This window comes from Agarilytica rhodophyticola, assembly GCF_002157225.2.
Taxonomy (GTDB): domain Bacteria; phylum Pseudomonadota; class Gammaproteobacteria; order Pseudomonadales; family Cellvibrionaceae; genus Agarilytica; species Agarilytica rhodophyticola.
The window spans coordinates 4,946,397-4,969,985 of record NZ_CP020038.1; the positions used below are offsets into that span (position 1 = coordinate 4,946,397).

The 23,589-nt window shown below is 41.7% G+C and carries 24 protein-coding genes; 16 read left to right on the forward strand and 8 right to left on the reverse strand.

The window, feature by feature from the left end:
- Positions 1-21 precede the first annotated feature (21 nt).
- The 4 genes from pyrH to BVC89_RS20470 all read right to left on the reverse strand — a co-directional run bounded on the left by pyrH (position 22) and on the right by BVC89_RS20470 (position 3,207).
- Positions 22-750 carry a UMP kinase gene (gene pyrH / locus BVC89_RS20455; RefSeq protein WP_086932978.1) on the reverse strand — a complete coding sequence of 243 codons (729 nt, stop codon included), beginning with the start codon at positions 748-750 and terminating at the stop codon, positions 22-24.
- Positions 751-887: 137 nt separating this feature from the next.
- Positions 888-1,760, reverse strand: a complete 873-nt coding sequence (gene tsf / locus BVC89_RS20460) for a translation elongation factor Ts (protein ID WP_086932979.1) — start codon at positions 1,758-1,760, stop codon at positions 888-890.
- Between the two features lie 159 nt (positions 1,761-1,919).
- On the reverse strand, positions 1,920-2,675 hold the full coding sequence (gene rpsB / locus BVC89_RS20465; RefSeq protein WP_086932980.1) for a 30S ribosomal protein S2: 756 nt from the start codon (positions 2,673-2,675) through the stop codon (positions 1,920-1,922).
- 259 nt (positions 2,676-2,934) lie between these two features.
- Positions 2,935-3,207, reverse strand: a complete 273-nt coding sequence (locus BVC89_RS20470) for a hypothetical protein (protein ID WP_086932981.1) — start codon at positions 3,205-3,207, stop codon at positions 2,935-2,937.
- Between the two features lie 310 nt (positions 3,208-3,517).
- On the opposite strand from BVC89_RS20470, the gene map reads away from it, so the two are divergent.
- From map to BVC89_RS20540, 14 genes are all read left to right on the forward strand, one after another.
- Positions 3,518-4,288 (forward strand): type I methionyl aminopeptidase, encoded by a 771-nt coding sequence (map, locus tag BVC89_RS20475; protein WP_086932982.1) that lies wholly within the window; start codon positions 3,518-3,520, stop codon positions 4,286-4,288.
- Between the two features lie 3 nt (positions 4,289-4,291).
- Positions 4,292-6,994: a [protein-PII] uridylyltransferase gene (locus tag BVC89_RS20480; RefSeq protein WP_086932983.1), complete on the forward strand. Its 2,703-nt coding sequence runs from the start codon at positions 4,292-4,294 to the stop codon at positions 6,992-6,994.
- 67 nt (positions 6,995-7,061) lie between these two features.
- Positions 7,062-8,273 carry a succinyldiaminopimelate transaminase gene (gene dapC, locus BVC89_RS20485; protein ID WP_086932984.1) on the forward strand — a complete coding sequence of 404 codons (1,212 nt, stop codon included), beginning with the start codon at positions 7,062-7,064 and terminating at the stop codon, positions 8,271-8,273.
- A gap of 39 nt (positions 8,274-8,312) precedes the next feature.
- Positions 8,313-8,966, forward strand: a complete 654-nt coding sequence (nth, locus tag BVC89_RS20490; RefSeq protein ID WP_086932985.1) for an endonuclease III — start codon at positions 8,313-8,315, stop codon at positions 8,964-8,966.
- A 118-nt stretch (positions 8,967-9,084) separates the two neighbouring features.
- On the forward strand, positions 9,085-9,441 hold the full coding sequence (locus BVC89_RS20495) for an arsenate reductase (RefSeq protein WP_086932986.1): 357 nt from the start codon (positions 9,085-9,087) through the stop codon (positions 9,439-9,441).
- A gap of 9 nt (positions 9,442-9,450) precedes the next feature.
- Positions 9,451-10,482, forward strand: coding sequence for a 2,3,4,5-tetrahydropyridine-2,6-dicarboxylate N-succinyltransferase (dapD, locus tag BVC89_RS20500; protein ID WP_086932987.1), 1,032 nt, complete (start codon positions 9,451-9,453; stop codon positions 10,480-10,482).
- Between the two features lie 14 nt (positions 10,483-10,496).
- Positions 10,497-11,630 carry a succinyl-diaminopimelate desuccinylase gene (dapE, locus tag BVC89_RS20505; protein WP_086934697.1) on the forward strand — a complete coding sequence of 378 codons (1,134 nt, stop codon included), beginning with the start codon at positions 10,497-10,499 and terminating at the stop codon, positions 11,628-11,630.
- 5 nt (positions 11,631-11,635) lie between these two features.
- Complete coding sequence (gene moaC, locus BVC89_RS20510) at positions 11,636-12,112, forward strand: cyclic pyranopterin monophosphate synthase MoaC (RefSeq protein WP_086932988.1); 477 nt, start codon at positions 11,636-11,638, stop codon at positions 12,110-12,112.
- 18 nt (positions 12,113-12,130) lie between these two features.
- Positions 12,131-12,394, forward strand: a complete 264-nt coding sequence (moaD, locus tag BVC89_RS20515; RefSeq protein ID WP_086932989.1) for a molybdopterin converting factor subunit 1 — start codon at positions 12,131-12,133, stop codon at positions 12,392-12,394.
- A 105-nt stretch (positions 12,395-12,499) separates the two neighbouring features.
- A complete protein-coding gene (locus BVC89_RS20520; protein ID WP_086932990.1) occupies positions 12,500-12,931 on the forward strand; it encodes a molybdenum cofactor biosynthesis protein MoaE in 432 nt (143 codons plus the stop codon).
- Positions 12,916-13,221 carry a hypothetical protein gene (locus BVC89_RS20525; RefSeq protein ID WP_245929169.1) on the forward strand — a complete coding sequence of 102 codons (306 nt, stop codon included), beginning with the start codon at positions 12,916-12,918 and terminating at the stop codon, positions 13,219-13,221. Before BVC89_RS20520 ends, BVC89_RS20525 begins: the two co-directional genes overlap by 16 nt.
- A gap of 12 nt (positions 13,222-13,233) precedes the next feature.
- Complete coding sequence (locus tag BVC89_RS20530) at positions 13,234-13,575, forward strand: hypothetical protein (RefSeq protein ID WP_086932991.1); 342 nt, start codon at positions 13,234-13,236, stop codon at positions 13,573-13,575.
- 220 nt (positions 13,576-13,795) lie between these two features.
- Positions 13,796-14,602 carry a helix-turn-helix transcriptional regulator gene (locus tag BVC89_RS20535; protein ID WP_086934699.1) on the forward strand — a complete coding sequence of 269 codons (807 nt, stop codon included), beginning with the start codon at positions 13,796-13,798 and terminating at the stop codon, positions 14,600-14,602.
- Positions 14,603-14,708: 106 nt separating this feature from the next.
- On the forward strand, positions 14,709-15,272 hold the full coding sequence (locus BVC89_RS20540) for a YbhB/YbcL family Raf kinase inhibitor-like protein (RefSeq protein WP_086932992.1): 564 nt from the start codon (positions 14,709-14,711) through the stop codon (positions 15,270-15,272).
- A 401-nt stretch (positions 15,273-15,673) separates the two neighbouring features.
- On the opposite strand, the gene BVC89_RS20545 is transcribed toward BVC89_RS20540, so the two are convergent.
- A complete protein-coding gene (locus BVC89_RS20545; RefSeq protein WP_086932993.1) occupies positions 15,674-16,453 on the reverse strand; it encodes a class I SAM-dependent methyltransferase in 780 nt (259 codons plus the stop codon).
- A gap of 167 nt (positions 16,454-16,620) precedes the next feature.
- On the opposite strand from BVC89_RS20545, the gene BVC89_RS20550 reads away from it, so the two are divergent.
- Positions 16,621-18,069 (forward strand): substrate-binding domain-containing protein, encoded by a 1,449-nt coding sequence (locus BVC89_RS20550; RefSeq protein WP_158658047.1) that lies wholly within the window; start codon positions 16,621-16,623, stop codon positions 18,067-18,069.
- Between the two features lie 68 nt (positions 18,070-18,137).
- Entirely contained in the window at positions 18,138-18,476 is a 339-nt protein-coding gene (locus BVC89_RS20555; RefSeq protein ID WP_086932995.1) for a hypothetical protein, read from the forward strand.
- A 135-nt stretch (positions 18,477-18,611) separates the two neighbouring features.
- Here BVC89_RS20555 and BVC89_RS20560 read toward each other — a convergent pair whose 3' ends face one another.
- The 3 genes from BVC89_RS20560 to BVC89_RS20570 all read right to left on the reverse strand — a co-directional run bounded on the left by BVC89_RS20560 (position 18,612) and on the right by BVC89_RS20570 (position 23,588).
- Positions 18,612-20,687 carry a CRTAC1 family protein gene (locus BVC89_RS20560; protein WP_086932996.1) on the reverse strand — a complete coding sequence of 692 codons (2,076 nt, stop codon included), beginning with the start codon at positions 20,685-20,687 and terminating at the stop codon, positions 18,612-18,614.
- A gap of 681 nt (positions 20,688-21,368) precedes the next feature.
- Positions 21,369-21,977: an energy transducer TonB gene (locus BVC89_RS20565; protein WP_086932997.1), complete on the reverse strand. Its 609-nt coding sequence runs from the start codon at positions 21,975-21,977 to the stop codon at positions 21,369-21,371.
- 12 nt (positions 21,978-21,989) lie between these two features.
- Complete coding sequence (locus BVC89_RS20570) at positions 21,990-23,588, reverse strand: M56 family metallopeptidase (protein ID WP_086932998.1); 1,599 nt, start codon at positions 23,586-23,588, stop codon at positions 21,990-21,992.
- Position 23,589: the final 1 nt, after the last annotated feature.

The window sequence follows — 23,589 nt, forward strand, 5'->3', positions numbered from 1 at the left end:
GCTGCTTCCTCTTGGTATATTTTATTCGGCAGAAATTAATGTGCCTTCATGTTCGCCTACCACAATTTTCAACAGAGCCCCGGCTTTAGCCATTTTAAAGACCCGAATTGGCAGACCTTGGTCTTGGCATAAGCAGATAGCAGTCAGATCCATTACACCCAACTTGTCTGCCAGCACTTTATCGTAGCTTAATTGATCAAACTTGGTGGCATCGGGAAATTTGACTGGGTCGGCCGAATAAACACCGTCGACCTTGGTGGCTTTTAACACTAACTCTGCTTCAACTTCGATGGCTCTGAGACATGCGGCTGAGTCAGTCGTGAAGAAAGGATTACCTGTGCCTGCTGAAAAAATTACCACTTCACCACTTTCTAATTGGCGAATAGCTTTACGGCGATCATAGTGATCTACCATGCCACTCATAGGTATTGCGGACATTACGTTAGAAGAAATATTACTTCGCTCTAATGCATCTCTAAGTGCTAAGGCATTCATAACCGTAGCCAGCATGCCCATATGGTCGCCTGTTACGCGATCGAGACCGGCTTCGCTCAAAGCTGCACCACGAAATAGGTTGCCACCACCAATCACTAAGGCAACCTGAACACCAATACCCACTAACTGACCAATTTCTAGTGCCATTTTGTCTAGCACTTTGGGATCGATGCCAAAACCTTCGGTTCCCATCAACTCTTCGCCACTGAGCTTGAGTAATATGCGTTTATATTTGCGATCAGTTGTATTCGCCATTCAGATTCCTCATTGAGACAAAAAATTCGCAGAAGTGTAACAGCAAAAAGGCGGGAAATGCAGCCCGCCTTTTTCAATTAGTGCACACAAGCGTTAGAGGATCTTAGAAAATCCCCTAAACTGTGGCTTTACTGAGATTATGCTTTTGATGCAGCAACCTGAGCAGCAACTTCAGCAGCGAAATCTTCCTCTGCTTTCTCAATCCCCTCACCCACTTCGTAGCGGATAAACTGCTTAACTTCAGCTTCTGCTTTTTTCACAAGCTGGCCAACAGTTACTTCAGGATCTTTAACGAAAGCTTGTTCCACTAAGCTATTCTCTTTAAGGAACTTGTTAATACGGCCAGTCATCATTTTTTCAACGATATTTTCCGGCTTGCCGGCCATATCAGGTTGTGCTTTGATGATATCTTTCTCTTTCTCAACAACCGCTTCAGGCATATCAGAAGGATTAACCACCTGAGGGTTTACAGCTGTTACATGCATTGCCACATCTTTAGCAAGCTCAACATTGCCAGCTTTCAATTCTACTAACGTGGCGATACGGTTATTAGAATGCAAGTATAAGCCAACGACACCTGCTTCAGGCTCGATACAAGAAACACGACGAACACCGATGTTTTCACCAATCTTTTGAACCAAAGCTTGGCGAGCACTTTCTATTTCTTCATCTACTAATGCAGCAACGTCTGAAGCTTTATCAGCAAAAGCTTTTGCCAATACCGATTGAGCAAAATCAATAAAGCCCTGGTCGCGAGCAACAAAATCGGTTTCACTGTTCACTTCAACAATTACACCATAAGAACCATCGTCAGCTGCTTTAGCAACAATAATACCTTCCGCTGCTGTACGATCAGCCTTCTTCGCCGCTTTTAAGCCAGAAGCTTTACGCAAGTTTTCAATGGCAAGATCGATATCACCATCAGTTTCTTTTAATGCCTTTTTACACTCAAGCATACCAAGACCAGTACGCTCGCGAAGTTCTTTTACAAGAGAAGCAGATACTGCCACGTCAATACCCTCACTAAATTTCGATTTACAATATTCGATAAAATTGAATGGCCTCTGTGTACAAAAATATACCAGCGCCAATATTCAGATTTAAAAAAAGGGTGTCGCCACCCTCTTTTTTAATCAGGGCTTGTTTGCCCTAAAAAACGAGCTTGATAATTAACTAGCTGACTCAGCCGCATTATCGTCGTTAACTTCTTCCACGAATTCGTCTTGCGATACGCCGTGTGCTGCTTCGTGAGCACCTTCAGCACAAGCATCAGCCATTGCAGTCACGTAAAGCTTAATGGCACGAATCGCATCGTCATTACCAGGGATAACGTAATCAATACCAGCTGGATCACTATTAGTATCAACAACACCAAATACAGGGATACCAAGTTTATTGGCTTCTTGTACAGCAATGCGCTCATGATCCACGTCGATCACAAACATTGCATCAGGAAGACCACCCATATCTTTGATACCACCGATGGACAACTCCAACTTATTCATCATACGAGTGCGCATCAAAGCTTCTTTTTTGGTCAGCTTGTCAAATGTACCATCAGTACTTTGCGTTTCTAAGTCACGGTAACGACGAATAGAAGCACGAATAGTTTTGTAGTTAGTCAACATACCACCCAACCAGCGGTGGCTAACATAAGGCATACCAACGCGAGAAGCTTGCTCTTTGACAGCTTTCTGTGCCGCTCTCTTAGTCCCTACAAATAATATTTTCTTCTTCTGACTCGCCATTTTCTGAACAACTGCAAGCGCTTCGTTAAAAGCAGGAACAGTGTGTTCTAAGTTGACAATATGAATTTTGTTGCGCGCACCAAAGATATATTGTGACATCTTTGGGTTCCAATAACGGGTTTGATGTCCGAAGTGAACACCAGCTTGAAGCATATCTCGCATGCTAACGATAGGCATAATATTTTCCTGTTGTACTGGGTTAAGCCTCCACATATCCCAATAGAACCAACCGCTTTTCAGCAGCACCCAGGTTATCGTGACGATATGTGTGTGACGATTAATTTATGTGATTTTGTCCACTTAAGCAGCAAAATCGCTGTAAGTGGGCGCGCTTTATACCACGAAACCAACTAATTCAAAATAGTTTTTTTCACTAAGCACAAAAAAGGCCGCAATCGGCGGCCTTTGACTTGAATTTTTAAGGTCTTAACCTTACTTAGCGCCCCTGATCAGCAAGGATATAGCCCCGTTTAGATTTGTGGCTAGCCAACACTTTTTTAGCCTTTCTATAATCTTCTGTAGCCGCATGTAACTCACTAAAGCACATTTTACGCTCTGCTCCCTGGGCCGCGGCACACTCTGACCTAAGGGTTTTATATTCGGTCACCTGATCCTGCGCTAACTTAATCTCATCCGTGGTCGTTCCTGACAATGCAAAACTCGATATACCACATAGAAAAATAATACCTACATACTTTACAACCGACATCTTATTATTCCCTCGCTAATTAAGTAGTTCTGTCGAGATAGTGCTTACATTGTAGTCAAAGCTTTTTGCAAAAACCGGACAATTGTCAAAAAAATCGATTAAATAGATAAAGAATCTATCAGTGCGTATTCTTTAGACTGAAACATTTATCAACTGCTTACTAACCGGTTCTAAATCTAATCTCAGAGCTTTAGCTAATGCGTACAAAGTACGTTTTCCCCAAGACCAGCTTCTAATAGGTATGCGTCATCGAACGCTTTAGTTTAGAATGCACCCCCAATTAACAACGACACATTCCTTGGATCGCGCGATGACCGTTAGTATTAAAACGCCCGAAGAAATACAAAAAATGCGAGTGGCAGGCAGAAAAGCCGCTGAAGTTTTAGAAATGATTGAGCCTTATGTAAAGCCTGGGGTGACGACAGCTGAACTTGACCGAATCTGCCATGACTACATTGTGGATGTGCAAAAAGCTATCCCTGCTCCACTCAACTATAAAGGGTTTCCAAAGTCTATCTGTACATCGGTTAATCAAGTAGTGTGCCACGGTATTCCATCAGAAAAGAAAATATTGAAAGAAGGCGACCTAGTGAATATCGATGTCACCGTTATCTATGATGGCTACCACGGCGATACCAGTAAAATGTTTTATGTTGGCAAAGTCGCACCGCATGCTCATAGACTGACGAAAATAACACAAGAGTGTCTATATAAAGCCATAGAGCTGGTAAAACCCGGCACTCAGCTAGGAGATATCGGCCATGTAATTCAAACCTACGCTGAAAAAAACCACTATTCTGTAGTCCGCGACTACTGCGGTCATGGCATTGGTAAGGTTTTTCACGAGGAACCTCAGGTACTCCACTATGGCAAACGAAATACAGGTATGGCATTGCAAGAAGGCATGACTTTTACCATTGAGCCGATGATTAACGCAGGTAAGGCACAAACAAAGCTTAAAGGTGATCAATGGACAGTGGAGACACGCGATGGTCGTCTATCAGCTCAGTGGGAACATACCCTTGCGGTGACCTCTGATGGCGTAGAAGTATTAACAGCACGTAAAGAAGAAGCATTCTAAACAATGGCGGCCAGAAAATATCCCGAGTTTCCATGCCAACCCCTTTGCTTTAATCAAGAAAGGTTTCGATCAGATCTTGCGGTTAAGCCGGTAATAACTGTTTTTAAAGATGCTATTGCCGGTGTTAACAAACACCTAGCCGATCGCTTTTACCAAGAAGAAGCCATTCGATACCTAATATATGAACGCTCAGCGTTTATTGATTTGATTCTGCACTACGCTTGGCATCATTCATTTGAATTAAACACGGATATTTCTCTGATCGCAGTGGGAGGCTATGGCCGAGGAGAACTTCACCCTCATTCTGATATTGATATCCTAATTCTCTTGGATAACAAAGCGGGCAAAAAATACGATGAGGACTTACAAGCATTCGTCACTTTTCTTTGGGACATTGGCCTTGAAATCGGCAGCAGTGTTAGGACAGTTAAAGAGTGCGCCAAGATAGCAAGTAACGATATTACCGTCGCCACTAACCTTATAGAATCTCGTACTATCGCAGGCAATAATAAATTGCTGCAAGAGCTTAACACTTTAATTTCACCCAAAAAAATCTGGAAGCCGCGAGATTTTTTCAAAGCCAAATGGGAAGAACAAACAACACGCCATCAAAAATACGAAGGCAGTGAAAACGACCTAGAGCCCAATGTTAAAAACTCCCCAGGTGGCTTACGTGATATACAAATGATTACGTGGGTAGCGAAACGCTATTTTGGCGTCAAAACGCTGCGCCAATTAGAAGGTAAGGGATTTTTTACCGAACATGAATTTGCTGTTTTTAGATCGGGTGAGGAGTTTCTCTGGAAAGTGCGCTATGGGCTGCACTTGCTTGCGGGACGTTCAGATGAGCGCCTACTGTTTGAACATCAACGGGAACTAGCAAAAATCTTTGGTTACCAGGATTCAGATAAGGGCTTAGCAGTAGAGCAGTTTATGTACGAATACTATCGTACTGTGACCGCCTTGCGCGGGCTCAACGATGTACTGCTACATTACCTCGCAGATGTGATTAATGGCCCATCCTTCAGAACCAAGATAAAACCTATTAACGAGCGCTTTCAACTGCGTAATAACTATATTGAGGTTACCAGCGACGATGTTTTCGATAAGCATCCAAGCGCTCTGCTAGAAATCTTTGTATTGATGGGAGATGCCCCTAACATCGCAGGGGTTACAGCATCGACTATACGTCTGATCCGGGACAAGCGCTGGCTTATCGATGACGAGTTTCGTGCCAACAGCGAAAACAAAAAAATGTTCATGGCCATATTTTCCATCGAATATGGCTTTGTCACCCAACTGACTCGAATGAAGCGTTATGGGGTATTGGGTCGCTATTTACCAGCGTTTGGTAAAATTACGGGCCAGATGCAGCATGACTTATTCCACCGCTATACCGTGGACGCGCACACCCTGTTGGTGATAAAGAATATGCGTCGCTTTACTTTACCGGAAGAAGAAAAGCGCTTCCCAGTGGCAGCACATGTTATCAATAATTTACCAAAGCCTGAACTGCTCTATATCGCCGGTCTATTTCATGATATTGGTAAAGGGCGTGGCGGCGACCATTCGTTGTTGGGTGCTCAGGATGCCAAAGAATTTTGCGAGTCTCATGGCCTGTCTCGGCGAGAAACACGCCTTGTCACTTGGCTAGTAGAAAAGCATTTGCTGATGTCTTACGTTTCCCAAAAGCAAGATATCTCGGACCCGGAGGTTATTCAAAACTTTGCCACCCAAGTAGGCGATCAATTACATCTAGACTACCTTTACGCCCTCACTGTAGCCGATATGTGCGGCACCAATCCAGATATATGGAACAGTTGGCGTGCATCTTTGATGCATCAGCTTTATAGCGAAACCAAGCGCGCTATGCGCAAAGGCCTTGAAAATACCGTCGATATACAAGAATTGATCGAAGAAACCCAACATCAAGCCATTATGAAGCTGAACGATAAGAATATTTCCCAGCAGCAAGCGATGGCTCTCTGGCAAGGAATGGGAGACGAGTACTTTGTTCGCGAGAGTCACTGGGATATCGCCTGGCAAACCGAAGCCTTGATTAACCACAATACTGATCAGCCTCTAGTGCTCGTTCGAGAAACGGCGAACAAAAGGTTTACTAACGCCACCGAAATATTTTTATATGTAAAAGATGCGCAACATGTATTTGTTGCGGCGGCCACTTGTCTCGCGCAACTATCCCTTAACATTCAAGATGCAAGGATTTACACATCGAGCACAGGTTATACCCTCGATACTTTTTATGTGCTCGATGAAAACTTTAATCCTCTCGGCGATAATCATGACGTGTTTGAAAAAATTTCTAACGCATTGTTAGAAGAATTGCGTCTGGTGGGGGAGTATTCTGATATCGCGGAACGCAGAACGCCAAGACAGTTAAAACAATTAGCCACACCAACACGAACAAGTATCTCGAATAATCTCAGTAAAAATTGCACGGTGCTAGAAGTTATCAGTCCGGATCGCCCAGGACTACTAGCAACTATTGCACAAATCTTTATGGACTTCGATATCAATATGCAAAATGCAAAGATTTCAACCTTAGGGGAACGAGTGGAAGACGTGTTTTTTATTACCAGCAGAGATGGTAATCCCCTAGGCGATGCACAGCTATGTATGGATTTGCAAGACGAAATTTGTCGTCGCTTGGATAGCCAAATCAAACAAGAACTTAATGAAGCGTAAACTCACTTTTTAATTAACCTGGCAGGCAAATATGCCGGGTTAATCGTTTGGGTAATTTATTAAAAATATGAATCCACATCTTGAGCAATTGCAACCTTATCCTTTTGAAAAACTACTTAAATTAAAACAAGGTATAGCACCTCCGGCAGATAAACCTCATATCGCCTTATCCATTGGTGAACCAAAGCATAATCCTCCAGAATTTGTATTGGACGAAGTCCGCGATCAATTGCATACCATTAGCAACTACCCGGTTACTAAAGGTACTGATGAATTGCGACAGGCTATGGCACATTGGATAACTCACCGTTTTGGGCTAAAACAAGGCTCTATCGATGATCAACATAATATTATCCCCGTCAATGGCACTCGCGAAGCTTTATTTGCTTTTACACAAGTAGTAGTCAATGCACAAACCCCAGGGGGAAAAGTATTGATGCCTAACCCCTTTTATCAAATTTATGAAGGAGCAGCTTTAATCGCAGGGGCAGAACCTTTTTTTATCAACTGTCCAGAGCACACAAACTATCTACCTGACTTTGCCAATGTGCCTGAAGAAGTTTGGCAACAATGCCAGCTCTTATTCATATGCACTCCTGGTAATCCGACTGGAACGGTACTTTGCGTAGAAAAATTATGTGAGCTGATTGCTCTTGCTGACAAATATGATTTTATTATCGCTAGTGATGAATGTTATTCAGAGCTTTATTTTGACGAAGCCGCTCCGCCGCCGGGATTATTACAAGCCTGCGCTCACCTGGGACGAGACGACTACCAGCGCTGCGTGGTCTTTCATAGTTTATCCAAACGCTCGAATCTTCCGGGGTTACGCTCGGGTTTTGTTGCTGGTGATCAAGCCATTATAAAAAAATTCTTACACTACCGAACCTATCACGGTTGCGCTATGCCAGTGTTCGCACAAAAAGCGAGTATTAAAGCTTGGCAGGACGAGCAACACGTTGCCAATAACCGCCAGTTTTACCGCGAAAAATTTGCTGCAGTCATCGAGCTTTTACAGGATTCGATTGAGGTACTACGACCAGATGCAGGCTTTTACCTTTGGCTAAAAACCCCTATAGATGATCAGGATTTTGCTAGAGAGTTGTTTGCCCAGCAAAATATCACCGTATTACCTGGTACATACTTAGCTAGAGATACCCAAGCAGGAAACCCCGGTAAAGGACATGTAAGAATGGCCTTAGTTGCCCCAATAGAAGAATGTATTGAAGCGGCTCATAGAATTAAAGCCTTTTTACAAGATTCTGTTGCTACAAAATGACTAACTCAATAAAAGTTAATTACCTTCACCAAGATTAATATGCTAAAACAAGAACGCGTTGACTATATTTTAAAGGAACTTAAAAGGCGTTATCCTAAGCCACCTGTTCCTTTAGATCACAAAGATGAGTACACACTATTAGTAGCCGTGCTTTTATCTGCACAATGTACCGATGAGCGAGTCAACAAGGTAACACCTCACCTTTGGCAGCTAGCGGATAATCCTTTTGACATGGCGCCTCAGCCGGTAGAAAAAATTAAAGAAATTATCCGCCCTTGTGGTCTATCGCCACAAAAATCGAAAGCCATAAAGAACCTTTCGCAGATATTGATCGATAAATATGACGGCGTCGTGCCACAAAACATGGATGCTTTAGAGGAGTTGCCTGGTGTCGGTCACAAAACTGCCGGGGTGGTCATGTCGCAAGCCTTTGGCGTACCCGCATTTCCTGTGGATACACATATTCACCGGCTGGCCCAGCGCTGGGGGTTAACCAACGGTAAAAGTGTCAGTCAAACAGAGAAGGATCTTAAACGCCTGTTTCCCAAAGAGAGTTGGAATGATCTTCATCTACAAATTATTTACTACGCAAGAGAGTTCTGCACAGCAAGAGGATGTGACGGAACCGTCTGCCCTGTCTGCACAACCTGTTATCCAAATCGTAAGAAACCTAAGATTACACAAAAAGCCTAGGGCCGAAAGGCCCTTACCAGAAACCATACAAGGTGGCGTCAAGACAGTAAGGCCGGTTAACAGGTCCTAGGCTCTCTGTTAAACTTGACGCCCCATTTTTTGTAAAAAACTCTATGGCATGACTACCCTATTCGGCATTAAAAACTGCGACACTGTCAAAAAAGCACGTAAATGGCTAGACACAAACCAACATAGCTTTGATTTTCATGATTTTAGAATTGACGGCTTAGACGAAGAAAAGATTACTCACTGGCTTTCTTACATAGAGCCAGCCGTATTAGTGAATCGACGCAGCACCACATGGAAACAACTCAGTGATGCTGAAAAATCATATTTTGAAGGCGATACCCTAGGGCAAGAAGCTAAACAAATCCTTCTGCAGCAACCAACGCTACTTAAACGTCCCATCTTGGAGAAAGGTGAAGATGTTTATGTAGGTTTTAAAGAACAACACTATTCAAGTATTTTTAGTTGAGGACTATTCATGACAACACTTTACAGCGTGGGCTTTGGTGTCGGCACAGAAAATAAAAGCGGCGATCTCATCGAGGTATTCTATCCACAGCCATTATTAAATCCTTCAGCTAATATAGTACAAGCACTTGGCAAGGTATTAGACTATCAGAGCGGCAACACTGTTATTGCACTGACTTCAGATAATACTCAGGCCCTCGGCGACGAACTAAAAAACGATGAGCCAGAATTTGCCTCATTAATCGCAAGTTTATCGGTGAGCAAAAAACCGTTGGTTGCCACTATTTTAGAAAAGGACGAAGCGCCTCAGACTGTAGCTGAAGCCTATCTTAAACTGCACTTACTTTCCCATCGTTTGGTTAAGCCTCATGAAACAAACTTAAGTGGCGTGTTTGGGGTGTTACCAAACTTGGCTTGGACAAACGATGGCGCAATCGACATAGCAGAGTTGCCAGAACGTCAACTACAAGCTCGCTTGGAAGGCCGCACACTCAGCGTTAGCTGTGTCGATAAATTTCCAAAAATGACCGATTATGTAGTACCTAAAGGAGTGCGTATTGCCCATACTGCTCGAGTTCGCCTAGGCGCTTACTTAGGTGAAGGCACCACCATAATGCACGAAGGGTTTGTCAACTTTAATGCTGGAACCATGGGCACTAGTATGGTGGAAGGCCGTATTTCTGCAGGAGTGATTGTCGGTGATGGCTCCGACCTTGGCGGCGGCTGTTCGACCATGGGCACACTATCTGGCGGTGGTGATATTATCATTTCCGTAGGCAAGAACTGCTTGCTAGGTGCTAATGCAGGGGTCGGTATTCCATTAGGCGACGGCTGTACCGTCGAAGCGGGTCTCTATATTACTGCCGGGACGAAAGTCATCTTGTTAAACGACCAAAACCTAGTAGTGGAGACAGTGAAAGCTCGCGATTTGGCAGGTAAGTCAGACTTATTATTCCGGCGCAACTCCATTAGCGGTGCTGTTGAGTGTAAAACAAACAAAAGTACGATTGCACTAAACCAGGAATTACACGCGAATAACTAATGAGTAATCAAGAAATCACCCCCACACTAGAGCTTGCCTGCGAGCTAATAAGCCGCCCATCTGTTACGCCAGAGGATCACGGCTGCCAAGAAATTATGCTCTCTCGCTTACAAGCCATAGGTTTCCATGTCACCAAGTTGCGCTTTGATGATGTGGACAATTTCTGGGCAATACGAGGTAGTGAAGGCCCTATTCTCGCCTTTGCTGGCCATACTGATGTGGTGCCCGTTGGCGATGTTAATAAATGGCAAAGCCAACCTTTCTTTCCCGTTTTTAAAGATGGCATGTTATATGGTCGCGGTGCGGCAGATATGAAAGGTAGCCTTGCGGCGATGATCACTGCCTGTGAGCGTTTTATTGAACACCATGCAGATCATCGCGGCCGTATTGCTTTTTTAATCACATCAGATGAAGAAGGCCCCGCTAAAAACGGGACTGTTAAAGTTGTCGAATGGCTGGAGCAACACAATACTAAAATTGACTGGTGTATTGTCGGCGAACCCTCAAGCACAGCGGCAGTTGGTGACACCGTTAAAAATGGTAGGCGAGGTTCCCTCGGCGCAGAGTTAACTGTCAAAGGAAAACAAGGACATGTGGCCTACCCTCATTTAGCGAAAAACCCTATCCACGCGGTGTCTTCAGCCCTAGCCGAGCTGGCAGCAACTCAGTGGGATAATGGCAATGACTTCTTCCCTGCCACCAGCTTCCAGGTGTCTAATTTCAATAGCGGTACTGGCGCTACCAACGTTATCCCTGGTACAGCCGAGATTATATTTAATTTTCGCTTCTCCACCGAAGTCACACAGCAACAGCTGCAAACACGAACGGAAGAGATTCTTCATCAACATGATGTGGATTTTGATTTAGAGTGGAAGTTATCGGGCCAACCATTTCTCACAGCCAAAGGCGAGCTTGTGGAATCAGCTGTGCAAGCGATTCGAGAAATCTGCCAAATTGAGACCGAGCTTTCTACTGCCGGTGGCACCTCAGACGGGAGATTTATTGCTCCAACAGGTGCGCAAGTGCTGGAGTTAGGGCCCGTCAATGCTACGATCCACCAAGTGAACGAATGTGTAAAAGCTGAAGATCTCAATACTCTCAGTGATATATATGAAAATATCTTGCAGAGGATGTTGGTAAACAGGTAGTTAACATGGCCCTAACCCACTTAAATAAAGATGGTGAAGCCCACATGGTAGATGTGGGCAATAAAGCGATTACTCGACGATCAGCGACAGCGCGTAGCTATGTGGAAATGCAAACAAACACGCTGGCACTGATACAGTCGGGTGATAACAAAAAAGGAGATGTCTTCGCTGTTGCCAGAATAGCAGGTATTCAGGCTGCAAAAAAATGCGCAGATTTAATTCCTCTTTGCCACCCACTCATGCTCAGTAAAATCGCTGTAGAACTGGTAGCCGAACCTGAAAATAAGCGCGTCAAAATTGAAGCTACCTGCACGCTCGATGGTAAAACTGGTGTTGAGATGGAAGCTTTAACAGCAGCCTCTGTTGCTGCCTTAACTATTTATGATATGTGCAAAGCGGTAGATAAAGGTATGGTTATTTCATCGACCCAGCTTATTACCAAGACAGGCGGTAAGTCTGGTGATTTTCATTATCAAGAATGAAATTACAATAGTGATGTTATGAAGAGTAATATTCAGGTTTTATACTTCGCCTCTCTGGGCGAAAAACTGCAGCGTGACGAAGAAAAGTTAACACTCAAGATAGACAATAATTTTAACGTGCGTGCATTAAAAGACTATCTCTGCGAACGTGGGGAAATTTGGCAACAGCAACTGAATTCAGCCAATATAAGCTGCGCAGTAAATCAAACCATCAGTGACGACAAGACTATAATTAAGGCTAACGACGAGATTGCTTTTTTCCCGCCAGTAACCGGTGGTTAATAAAATGCAAGCAAAACCCCGCTTTTGCGTTAAGCATTTTAATGGCAACATTTGCGTAAAGGCAGGAAGCCTTTACGCAAATAATACTAAAGAGAAGAAGCCCGTATGATATCTATTCAACAACACGACTTTGATATTGCTGAGGAATATGATTCGCTATTACACAAAAATAGCACCGGTGCTATCGTCACTTTTGTTGGCCGCGTTCGAGATTTTGCGCAAGCAGACAAGCAGTTTTACCTCCAGCACTATCCAGGTATGACTGAAAAGGTTTTAACTGAGATAGAACAACAAGCACACCAACGTTGGTCTCTTCTGGCTACTCGAATTATTCATCGTGTTGGTCATTTACAAGTGGACGATCAAATTGTTTATGTAGGAGTCAGCTCTGAGCATAGAAAAAATGCCTTTCAGGCCTGCGAGTACATGATTGATATACTAAAAACCCAAGCTCCGTTTTGGAAAAAAGAAGGCCAAACTTGGGTTGAGGCAAAAACTAGCGATGAAGCTGCTGCAAACATATGGCTACAAGACTAGTGCCTAAGAAACCGAAATATAAGCAGCTAAAGCAGATGATTAAGGCACTTAAAATTTACTATAGTGTACCGCTAGAATTTAGTTTTAAACGTTTTCGTGCAGGGCTTATCTATTTTACTTTTGGCTTTATCGTAATTTACCTCGCACACAATACTTTAGAGCCTTCTCTCAAACAAGAAATCATTACCTTCATCGGGATCTTATTTATTGCCGTCGGTTTTTTCATGGCTGTTATGGCACATATAAGAATGATTATTTCCCGAATCATCATGTTTATTAACAAAAAATAGCGATAACATAAAATGATAGACAACGAAACTTGGATACTCGAAGTCGGCGACGACATCATTGAAAAGAAAACTAAATCAAGTTATGAAAGTTTAACGCTGTTAGAGCAGTCCATATACTGCCTGTGGGTAATTGACTATGCTGTTCGTAACGCAGGGAGCTTAGATCCAATAGAAGATTTACATCCTAGCGCTATCGATGAGTTGATAGCTAATGCAAAAGCGCAAGGCTGGAAAAAAATAGCTCATTTAATACACTGCTCAGAGGAGGAGGAAGAGGATGATTTCTGTGATAGATATTGTCAAGATTTCGACGAGTCTTGTAATGAATTACGTTTAGTGTACGACAATAGATAACATGCTTAAGAACTTTTTCTTAATTATCTATATCACATTATTATTTTCGATACCTAAGTATAAGTAAGATATATAGGTAAGACCTTACCTATGATGGGCCGTCATATAAGTATCGAAGCTATAGCTTGCCATTTATCAATACCCCTATTGAAAAATGTAAAACAAAATAGTTATAAAATAACATTGAGCAATAATAAGGTTAACGGTGTTTTTAGCTATTATGAAGCAGTTAATACTATCCTCAAGGCAGGTGTTACAAGAGTGCGAACAAGTACCTTTCTCTGTTTATTCTTCCATCGAAGAGCAGCGCATATTTAATGTACCGATTATTAAGCCCATGTTAATTTGTGTACTCGAAGGCTGTAAAAAAATAGGCAAAGAAGAGCCAATTACTTGCCCTGCTGGTAATTTTATCTTTCTATCGAATAGCCCCAATATCGATATGCGAAATATCCCCAGCGATACAGAATATTTTGCTTTATTAATTGAGTTTGATTTTGAGGATTTTAAGCATCTCAGTTACGAGAATTCTAAAACAGATATGTTTTTTCAGGGTAAACTTGATTCTATTTTACAAAAAACCTTGCAACAGTTTGTCGAATGGTCTGCCTTTGCACCTAGTAGTATTTGGTCAATGCGCAAGCAAGAGATTTTGCAATTAATCTATCACTTAGGATATAAACAGGTAGCTGCGGTGATAGAGTCAGCCAGTGTTAGTCATAGGCTACATCATATTATTTGTGCCGATATTTTAAGTGATCTCAGTGCCAATGTTTTATCTGCCAAATTGGCAATGAGCGAATCCACATTGCGTAGAAAGTTAAATGCTGAAGGTACTAGTTTGCAAGCCATTAAGGATCGAGCCAAGTTAAGTCACGGACTTCACCTATTGCAGACCAGCCTGGCTCCAATAGGCCACGTCGCCCAACAATGTGGTTATTTGTCTCAATCTCGCTTCACAGACAGATTCAAGCAGCTCTTTGGCATCACACCGCGAGAACTTAGAAAAACAAGAATGCGCGATTAAGGCGAATAGTTGACGGCTTAAGCTCTAATTTTTCCATCGATTAATCCCTATTATATATATCTCTTCAAATACTAATTTTTTCCAACACTATTGTATCGGAGGCATTATGCAACGCATTACCAGCACATTTGCACTATTACTTTCATTGTTAACAGCAACAACTTCAGTTGTTGCTGACTCCTTCTCACTATCAAGCAAAGATATCGCCCACGGTGAGTTTATGGACAAAGCACAAGAGTTTCAGGGCTTTGGCTGCCAAGGAAACGATATCTCACCTCAGCTTTCCTGGTCTAACGCCCCTAAAGGCACCAAGGCCTTCGCCCTATTAGTCCATGATCCCGATGCACCTACCGGCAGTGGCTGGTGGCATTGGCAAGTGGTCAATATCCCCGCCAAAATCACTTCATTGCCAGCAGGTGCAGGTAGTAAAGATGGCAAACAACTGCCCAAAGGTAGTATTCAAATTACCAACGATTATGGAACAAAAGCCTTTGGCGGTGCCTGCCCCCCTAAAGGAGATGGTGCCCATCGCTATCAATTTACCTTATATGCTCTGTCAAAAACCTTAGAATTACCAGAAAATGCCTCCGGCGCTCTAACCGGCTACATGGTAAAAGCTAATGCGTTAGCATCAAGCACAATTGAGGCTTTATATAAACGCGACCTATAATAAAGAGCAATAAAGAGAAAAATGCCGACACCCTAGGGTCTATAACAGGCCCTAGATAAATTGCATCACATATGTAGGCAATATTCATGTTTTTGATAATTACTTTTTCTTGTCTACATTGGTAAACCTCACTTCGGCTATAGATAAACAAAGTAAGGGGTATAACTCTCTGAGTCTAATTCTCCAAATCTATCCAGCGCGTTCTGTTAGCAGAACTTGATGGTGAGCCGGCTGGCTTTGTCTGTTTCTATATCGCAGAAAATGCATGAGAAAGTATCTGGAATGCGCCTGATGGTAGCATTGTGCCCAGCGACTTTTTGTTCGAACTACGTTAGAATACTTGGCTAAAACGGAATAAATATTTAGCATTCGCCAAGCCTGCTCACACTTAGCGTAGGGTTTTATATCGGTAAAGCTTTTAAAGTATAGATATCAAAACGCGAGGATTTCCCTTCTAATTGGTAGCTTGGTTTTTTTCCCGCTAGGAAAGGCGCAATACGTGGGCGCTTGACCACAACACGATAGCGGCTAATATGAAGAGCCTTATCAAGTAAATGATCAGCATCTTCATCCTGACCAACGACGGAGTGGAAAGCACGCATTTCTTTTTTTACAAGTGCTGTCTTTTTTCTTTCTGGAAACATAGGGTCAAGAAACACAACATCAAAATATGTATTGTCTGTTTGCATATAATCAAAACTATCACTATTCACTAGTGTCATTCGCCCTATGATATCAAGCAGTTCACCATCAGCTTGCTCCTCGGCAAACACTTTTGCACGTGCCAAACCATCTTCAAGTAGAGCATGAACAATAGGCGATCGCTCCAGCATCGTTACTGTTGCACCCAAGGATGCCAAAACAAAAGCATCTCTCCCAAGGCCAGCAGTGGCGTCGAGAATGCTGGGAACAAAGCCTTTACTCAAGCCAGCCGCCTTCGCTATAGTTTGCCCCCTGCCACCTCCAAAGCGACGCCTATGAGCGGCACTTCCAGCAATAAAGTCTGCACAGGTTTTGATTAACCTGCGACCATTTCTTTGTAACAGAGCAACACCATCAGTAGAATAACTAAGGGCGAGAGACTCAACTTCAGCATCATTGTAGACAATATCTAAATTGAGTTTTTCAGCAAATGTCTTAAGATCGTCATTTAAATCGCTGTCTTTTAGTAAAATCTTCATAAATGATACTTATAATATTCCTAAACACCTATTGATCGTAAAAAAGTACAAATTCCAGGCTTGCTCCCTGTATATCCGAAAATAGAATATAGGAAACAAACGCCACTCTGTCATATTAATGCAACATTTTCAAAATAGCGTATGCGGTTTTTCTACGGATGTACATTATGCAGTATAGTTTTATCATTTTTTTCTTATTCTTGTTTGCCTCAAATACACTATCCGCACAAGAAAATAACACTGCAAAAGAATCACCTCCTCCCTTAGCAAAGACCGATCAAGGGCTACTATTCACGATAAAAGGGTCCAACACTATAGGAGCAAAACTTGCACCTCATTGGACTAAGCACTACTTGGAGCAAAGAGGACTCAAGTCTGTGACTATCATCCCAGGTGCAATCGATAATGAATTTCGAGTAGGAGGCTTAAATGGTGAAGTACGTGCATATGTAGATATTTATGCACACGGTTCAAGTACAGGTTTTATGGGATTAAAAGACAACAGTGCTGATATCGCCATGTCTTCTCGCCCCATCAAATATGATGAAAACGAAAGTATTTCTAAAATAATTGATCTCAATGACTTTGAGGCAGAGCATGTGGTGGCCCTCGATGGTTTAGCTATTATTGTCCACCCAGAAAACCCCATAAAAACACTTTCAGTACAGCAAATCCGAGAGATTTTCTCGGGTAATATAAATAATTGGAAAGAGCTAAACGGCACTAATGCTCCTATTGCAAGATATGCGCGTGACCATAAATCAGGCACATGGGAAACCTTTAGCACTATTGTGCTAGGTAAAAACCATTTCCTTTCTCGCCAAACACAGCGCTTTGAATCGAGTAAAATGCTGTCACAGAATATCTACCAAAATCCATACGGGATTGGCTTCGTTGATCTATCGTCTATAGGTAATAATAAAGCACTAGCAATATCTGATGCCCAAAACCAAGCGATACATCCAAAAGTTGCTTTTATTGCAACTGAAGATTACCCCTTATCAAGAAGACTCTACATGTATAGTCTACCCAATAAACTTAATGTTCACGCTAAATACTTTTTAGATTTTATTCAATCGGACTCAGGCCAGCAGCTGGTGGAAGATTCTGGCTTTATTTCTCAAAGGCCACTGAGTATTGCGATAAATGATCTTAGTGGGCCAGAGGAGTATCTTGATGTGGTAAAAAAAGGAGAACGCCTCTCCATTAACTTTCGTTTCAAATCTAATAGCTCAGCCTTAGATAACAAAGCCAAACAAGACATTATGAGATTGGTTGACTACATGCAGGCACCAGAACAAAGAAATAAAATTATCCAGCTTATAGGCTTTGGCAATACAAAAGATAGGAATAGACGATCCCTATTACTGTCAAAGCTGCGAGCGACATCTGTAAAAACAGAATTGCGTAAGCATAGCGTTAACACCGCGTCGGTTATAGGCTTCGGTGACCATTTTCCTATTGCTTCTAGCACCGGAGAATCACGGCACAAAAATCAACGGGTGGAAGTATGGATATTCGATCAAAAATATAAGCAGTTATTACAAAATATCAAAAAAGACGTCTCCATAAAGGTACAAAACCGAAACACAAGCAATTTATTATCATCAGACTAAGTTACGATGCTCTTGAGCTTTCCTCATTTTTACTTACAATGGGGTTAATTAAATTGGCATTCGTTATTATGAAAATTATCATCACTATTTTGCTTTTAATAGGTTCAGCAAATGTATACTGTGCTGCAAACGAGGATATTGATGCATTACTCTATCGTTTTTCGCAAGCAAAAATAACCGAATCTTGCCGCTTATTCAACCAATTACTAAAAACTCAATCGACCAAACAGATCGACGGGTTGAGCGAGTTCCTTATCGATTTTTGGACGGCAGAAGCAGAAAAGCAAGGCTATACACTGGAAGACTTTGCTAAAGAATGTGTCACCACCACCAACAATTACACTGAATTTTTGCAAGCGATGGAGAGTATTCGCGAACGTTCGGAAAAAAATGTCAAACTTCAATAAATATTGCTAGTTTGCAGCTTTCACCCAATTTAAGCCAACTCAGTTGAATAGGCATCATAGGCAATTTGTCAGAGAATTACACCTAGCCATTAATGGCCGAATAATAAAAGCTATTCGGCCATCAATAGACAACTTTTAGATTTTCCTATCGCGATTGTGCTCGATATATGCTCGCACTGCGCTTCTATACATTCTAACTTTTAAGTTTTTGGATATCTTACCCGCACTATGTAGTTCTCTGAAGGAGCGACGTAGGCATTTTTTATACTTGTGTAGTTTTCTTTTAGTTGTATAGCTGCATGGTATTTCAGGCAAAGTCAAAGTTTCATAAGCTTTTACATTGTACAACCGATTGCGCACATTGCCAGGCCATAGGATATCTACATCACCCGATGCCGCCTGACCAAGGCCAAAGTTTACATTTAGTGCATTTTGAGAAGAAAAGCTAGCACCACTTATAACAGGACTCATAGACGTTTTCCCCAGAGATGATTTTACACTAACAACAGCTCCTAAGGCATCACGATTAACTCTTCCTTTCTTGGTTATACCTTTTGTCCCAAGCAAGTTTATGGAAACCCAGTTGTTATTATTATCAGCACTGTTTATTTCGACTGATAAACTGCCATCAATAGCCCGGTTTCCAGTCCATTCAAGCTCCTCCGGATTTTTCTGGAGGAAAATAGGTAAGTAGAAAGATTGAGAATCAACAGCACTATTCCATTGAGTCTTATGCGGTGTAAGCGGCGCATCAATATCGAAACTTGATACCGACACCAAATCAACAAAACCATCATTGTTGAGATCTCCCTTTGCCATACCCTTAACATTTCTACGACTGTGATTCGTGCTATCGGCTAAAGCGAGAGTGTCGTAAACAAATTGCCCTTGTCCATTATTGTTAAGTAATACATTGGGTGACGCTTCGTAAATAGTACCAACATCAAGCCCACCACCGTAAGCAATATCAGTATCGCCATCGTTGTCATAATCAAGCATTACAGTACCCCAACCAAAAACACTAGCAACAGTGTCACCTGCGCTGGGCTGCACAAATTTACCGCCTTCACTGTTGATGAACCAACGTGAAGCAAAAGCACCTAGGGCAAAGGGGAAGGGCCTAGGATTATTGTCTGAAAAAGGCGGTAAATTATCATCTGCATTTACATAATCACCGGCATTAGTCGCAAACAGATCCATTAAACCATCAGCATTAATATCGCCAAAGGAAAGCCCCATCCAAGCTCCTACGACATCAAGGCCAAGCTGGCTGCTAATATCCGTGAAGTTACCTGTTCCGTCATTTTCAAATACATGAATTAAACCGTGATCAATACCAGGAAATGGCCCTGGGCCTTGATCATCCCCAGTAACAATGTCGACATCACCATCTTGATCCAAGTCCACCATCGCAATAGCCCATGTGATACTGGCCTCACCTGCATATTCTGCAGGAAAACCGGCATGCTCACGAATACCTGAGGTTTCACTTATATCTGCAAATACATTTTCACCCATATTGAGAAAAAGCTGGTTATGTTCGTTGAGAACAAACGGCGCGATACGCAAAGCATGACGGTTATCCCAAGTTTGCATACTGTTGGCAACTACAATATCTAGCAGTCCATCATTATTAATATCCCCCATGGAACAACCTGATGGATAATGAATACCTGCACCTATATTGCTATAGATGGTTGAATCTTTAAATGATCCGTCGCCCATATTAATTAGGAGAGTATTTTCTGCTCCAGCATTAAGCACATATAAATCTTGGTCGCCGTCATTATCAATATCGCCGTAACAAGCACCAATGCTTTCTTTATCAAATACTGTAACTCCTGCTTCTTGGGCCGACTCAATGAAGAATAGCTCTCCGCTATCATTGAACTGGTTGCGGTAAAGCCCATTATTTTTCTGTTCAGCGTTTGTCACATAAATATCAATATCATTATCGAGATCATAATCAAAAAGGACAACTCCTGCGGAGCCTCTTGCTTTTAGCGGAAAGTTGGGTCGCTCAGATGCAGAGAAAGTACCTCGTGAACGAAAACTTTCCATTATAGCTTCGCGTGTCACTGACTCCCCGTGCCTAAAGTCTACACCACTAGCTGGGTCTTGGGCTATGTCTTCAAATTCAATAGCATTTGCAGCGCTTACGGCAAGTGTTGAATAGAGTATTATTTGACGAGTAAATGATTTTATTTTCATCTAGTTAAGCCTTATTTATATTTTTGCATTCACGAACAGCACTTATATTTTTTGTTGCAGTTCTCGTTGTGAGTAGCTACCTTTTTAAAAACTTCAACCGTATTATTTGAACAAGATTTTTATAGAGAAGCCTATTGTAAAGGCATGAAAAAACAAGGGGGTTTTATTGACTGTATTGAACCAGCCCCGAAAATTTTTTTCTTAAATATATTTACACATTGTTACCAAAATATTTTCCTATAGAAATGCATCCCGATCAGAGATTACCCGAAAAACTCTAACATAATATTTTTTTACTGAAGTTTTTTTAACGCCACAATTTTAGTTAGCTCTAACCTTTGGAGTAATTACTATTTTTTAACCACAGATTTTCGATAGGAATTATTACTATTTGTCTCACTATCAAGCCGCACATAAAATTTAGTACGTCATAATGTTATGTAAAGTGCACTAGATTTAAAGTGTTTTTTTTCAATTGTAGTACTATGAATTTTTAACTTTCTACACAAAACCTAAATTTACCAACTATACTTAGTTAACCTCTATCGAAGCGAGCATCGGTTCGAAAAATAAATTGCTATTGCAAAAAAAAGACGTTTTCCAAGGAAAACGTCAAAAGAGCACAACAAATTATTATCCAGTTAAGAGATACTGTACTTAGAGCTTATTAACACTAGAGAATCATTGTTCCATTTGAAAACGAATTCTCTTTGTCATGCCGATAAACTTTTGTGCCTGCCCCTCTTCTACCTGTGGCTGATAGCGCCAACGCTTTACGGCTTCAACCGCTGATTTTTCAAAATATCCTGAAGGATTAGCTGCTAGCACACTTATATTCTCTGTGGTTCCTATTTGGCTAATATCAAACTTGACATCGACATAGCCCTCAATGCCTCGCGTAGCGGCACGCGAAGGGTATCTTGGCTGTACGAGATATTGAGTAATAGGCATACCTGTAAACTTTAGAGAAAATTCATTATCACTGACGATGTGATTCACTGCCAGATTAGGTATTAATGTATTGTCTGTGTTATCAACCGAGCTGTCAGGTAAAGGCGGCGCATCATTAACTTTGGGTTTATCAATGGGCTCTAGCGCGGGCATGGTTTCTAGAATTTTAGGCTCGTATATCGGGTCATAAATGACTTCAGGGGGTTCAGAGGGTTCTTCCATTTCGTTAAAACTTAGTTGCACCATCATTAAAAAGAGGCTAAAGGTAAGCAATAGTGCAAGGGGAACTGATGCGATCCAGCGTGGCAATACTAATGGCGTTTGTACGTATATATACATAACTGATATCCTCTAACGCGTGTAGCGCGCAATACGTGTATGTTGTGGCCGTTCAATGACCGTTTTATCAGTTGTGCTCTCAGTAAGTTTAAATAAATAGCTTTGTGTTATATTTTTAATTATGATTAGCCGCCCTTCCACCTCCATTGGCGTGAACTTTGATTTTTTAAGTGCCGTCAGCACAGATTTGTTAAATACTTTTGCAGGACTAGAATAGACAATTCTCGGATTGATAACATTGCCTGTTTCATTAATATCAAATTGAACAATCACCCGCCCTTCTATATTTTTTCTAAGGGCGCTGGCGGGATACAAGGGTGTCGACATAACACGAGGCAGCATTCCTTTTACCTCAGTATAAGGTGACAGAGCAGGCTTTATATCGGTAACTGCTGTTTTTATCTGAGCGATTGACGAAGCTGCAGTAGAGTGCCATTCACCATTGGGCTCTTCCATTACGTTGCCGGTGACTGTGGTAATCACTTCTTCCGTAAAGTTCGGTGAATCAGGCAAAATATTGATAAGGTATTTTGGTGTAGTTAAATCTATTTCACCGATTTTTTGTTGCTCACCTATAGGTTTATCACGCTCATTTCGTAGAAAAGTACTAACGTCATGATAATAAGTCTGCCCACCTAAAATATTATTTTCAATACCGGTACTAGCAACGGGAGCAGCAGATAAAAACGATAATGGTATAATTAGAAATATACATAACAGTAAGTTCGCCCACTTAAACAACTGACTCGCAGCTATCCTGTGCTGACTACCATCAAGTAAATATTGAATACGTAGAAAAGTATTCGAAGATGATGTTAGTGACATAGCAACATGATATTGTGATGGTTTTTTAGAAAAACTCAGTAAATCTTCTGCGTAGTCCTCACGGCACCCTAACAGATTGATAACACTATCATCGCAAGCGAGCTCAGCAAACCACTCTATTCTATTGATAACATACCATACTAGAGGCACGGGCCATACAAACGCACATACAAACTTGCAGGCTATCTTTATTAACCAGTCATTACGTTGTACATGAGACAGCTCATGGATCAACACTCGTTCTAAACAACCATCGCTCCATGTCTGATAGTCCTTGGGTAATATAATAAGAGGGGAGCGATAACCAAACATAATAGGCGACTCAAGCATTTCACTGCTGGCAAGGCGTACAGTTTTTTTAATACCTAATAAGTTCGCTTTATTTTTTAGTTTGTTATTTACACCAAAGTTATTTATAGGTATAGAAAACTTACCTAAATTTTTTGTTTCCTGTAGAGATAATAACTGAAAAAAGCATATCCATGTAAAACCAAGTATGTACACTGCGGTAAGGAAAAAGATAATAGGTGAAATACTTGCGTCGGAGCTGACAGGGGTTGCCGTCATAGCCGCCACAGAAGACGGAAGAACAGCAACTGACACTCTAGGTAAACACTGAGCCAGAACGATACCTAAGAAAGTAATAAAAAACGAACACGCTAATAGCCAGTGGACTGAAGCTGCGGAAAACCGAAATGAATACATAGATATAGAAAGCATTAGTGCTAGAAACAATAAAGGCTTAAACCAAAAATCTAAAAATATATTCACTAGATCAATTATCATC

Excerpts from the sequence above, each read along its gene's own strand:
- pyrH (WP_086932978.1), bottom strand. The coding sequence starts at position 750 with ATGGCGAATACAACTGATCGCAAATATAAACGCATATTACTCAAGCTC.
- rpsB (WP_086932980.1), bottom strand. The coding sequence starts at position 2,675 with ATGCCTATCGTTAGCATGCGAGATATGCTTCAAGCTGGTGTTCACTTC.
- BVC89_RS20470 (WP_086932981.1), bottom strand. The coding sequence starts at position 3,207 with ATGTCGGTTGTAAAGTATGTAGGTATTATTTTTCTATGTGGTATATCG.
- map (WP_086932982.1), top strand. The coding sequence starts at position 3,518 with ATGACCGTTAGTATTAAAACGCCCGAAGAAATACAAAAAATGCGAGTG.
- BVC89_RS20480 (WP_086932983.1), top strand. The coding sequence starts at position 4,292 with ATGGCGGCCAGAAAATATCCCGAGTTTCCATGCCAACCCCTTTGCTTT.
- dapC (WP_086932984.1), top strand. The coding sequence starts at position 7,062 with ATGAATCCACATCTTGAGCAATTGCAACCTTATCCTTTTGAAAAACTA.
- nth (WP_086932985.1), top strand. The coding sequence starts at position 8,313 with ATGCTAAAACAAGAACGCGTTGACTATATTTTAAAGGAACTTAAAAGG.
- BVC89_RS20495 (WP_086932986.1), top strand. The coding sequence starts at position 9,085 with ATGACTACCCTATTCGGCATTAAAAACTGCGACACTGTCAAAAAAGCA.
- dapD (WP_086932987.1), top strand. The coding sequence starts at position 9,451 with ATGACAACACTTTACAGCGTGGGCTTTGGTGTCGGCACAGAAAATAAA.
- moaC (WP_086932988.1), top strand. The coding sequence starts at position 11,636 with ATGGCCCTAACCCACTTAAATAAAGATGGTGAAGCCCACATGGTAGAT.
- moaD (WP_086932989.1), top strand. The coding sequence starts at position 12,131 with ATGAAGAGTAATATTCAGGTTTTATACTTCGCCTCTCTGGGCGAAAAA.
- BVC89_RS20520 (WP_086932990.1), top strand. The coding sequence starts at position 12,500 with ATGATATCTATTCAACAACACGACTTTGATATTGCTGAGGAATATGAT.
- BVC89_RS20525 (WP_245929169.1), top strand. The coding sequence starts at position 12,916 with ATGGCTACAAGACTAGTGCCTAAGAAACCGAAATATAAGCAGCTAAAG.
- BVC89_RS20530 (WP_086932991.1), top strand. The coding sequence starts at position 13,234 with ATGATAGACAACGAAACTTGGATACTCGAAGTCGGCGACGACATCATT.
- BVC89_RS20535 (WP_086934699.1), top strand. The coding sequence starts at position 13,796 with ATGAAGCAGTTAATACTATCCTCAAGGCAGGTGTTACAAGAGTGCGAA.
- BVC89_RS20540 (WP_086932992.1), top strand. The coding sequence starts at position 14,709 with ATGCAACGCATTACCAGCACATTTGCACTATTACTTTCATTGTTAACA.
- BVC89_RS20545 (WP_086932993.1), bottom strand. The coding sequence starts at position 16,453 with ATGAAGATTTTACTAAAAGACAGCGATTTAAATGACGATCTTAAGACA.
- BVC89_RS20550 (WP_158658047.1), top strand. The coding sequence starts at position 16,621 with ATGCAGTATAGTTTTATCATTTTTTTCTTATTCTTGTTTGCCTCAAAT.
- BVC89_RS20555 (WP_086932995.1), top strand. The coding sequence starts at position 18,138 with ATGAAAATTATCATCACTATTTTGCTTTTAATAGGTTCAGCAAATGTA.
- BVC89_RS20560 (WP_086932996.1), bottom strand. The coding sequence starts at position 20,687 with ATGAAAATAAAATCATTTACTCGTCAAATAATACTCTATTCAACACTT.
- BVC89_RS20565 (WP_086932997.1), bottom strand. The coding sequence starts at position 21,977 with ATGTATATATACGTACAAACGCCATTAGTATTGCCACGCTGGATCGCA.
- BVC89_RS20570 (WP_086932998.1), bottom strand. The coding sequence starts at position 23,588 with ATGATAATTGATCTAGTGAATATATTTTTAGATTTTTGGTTTAAGCCT.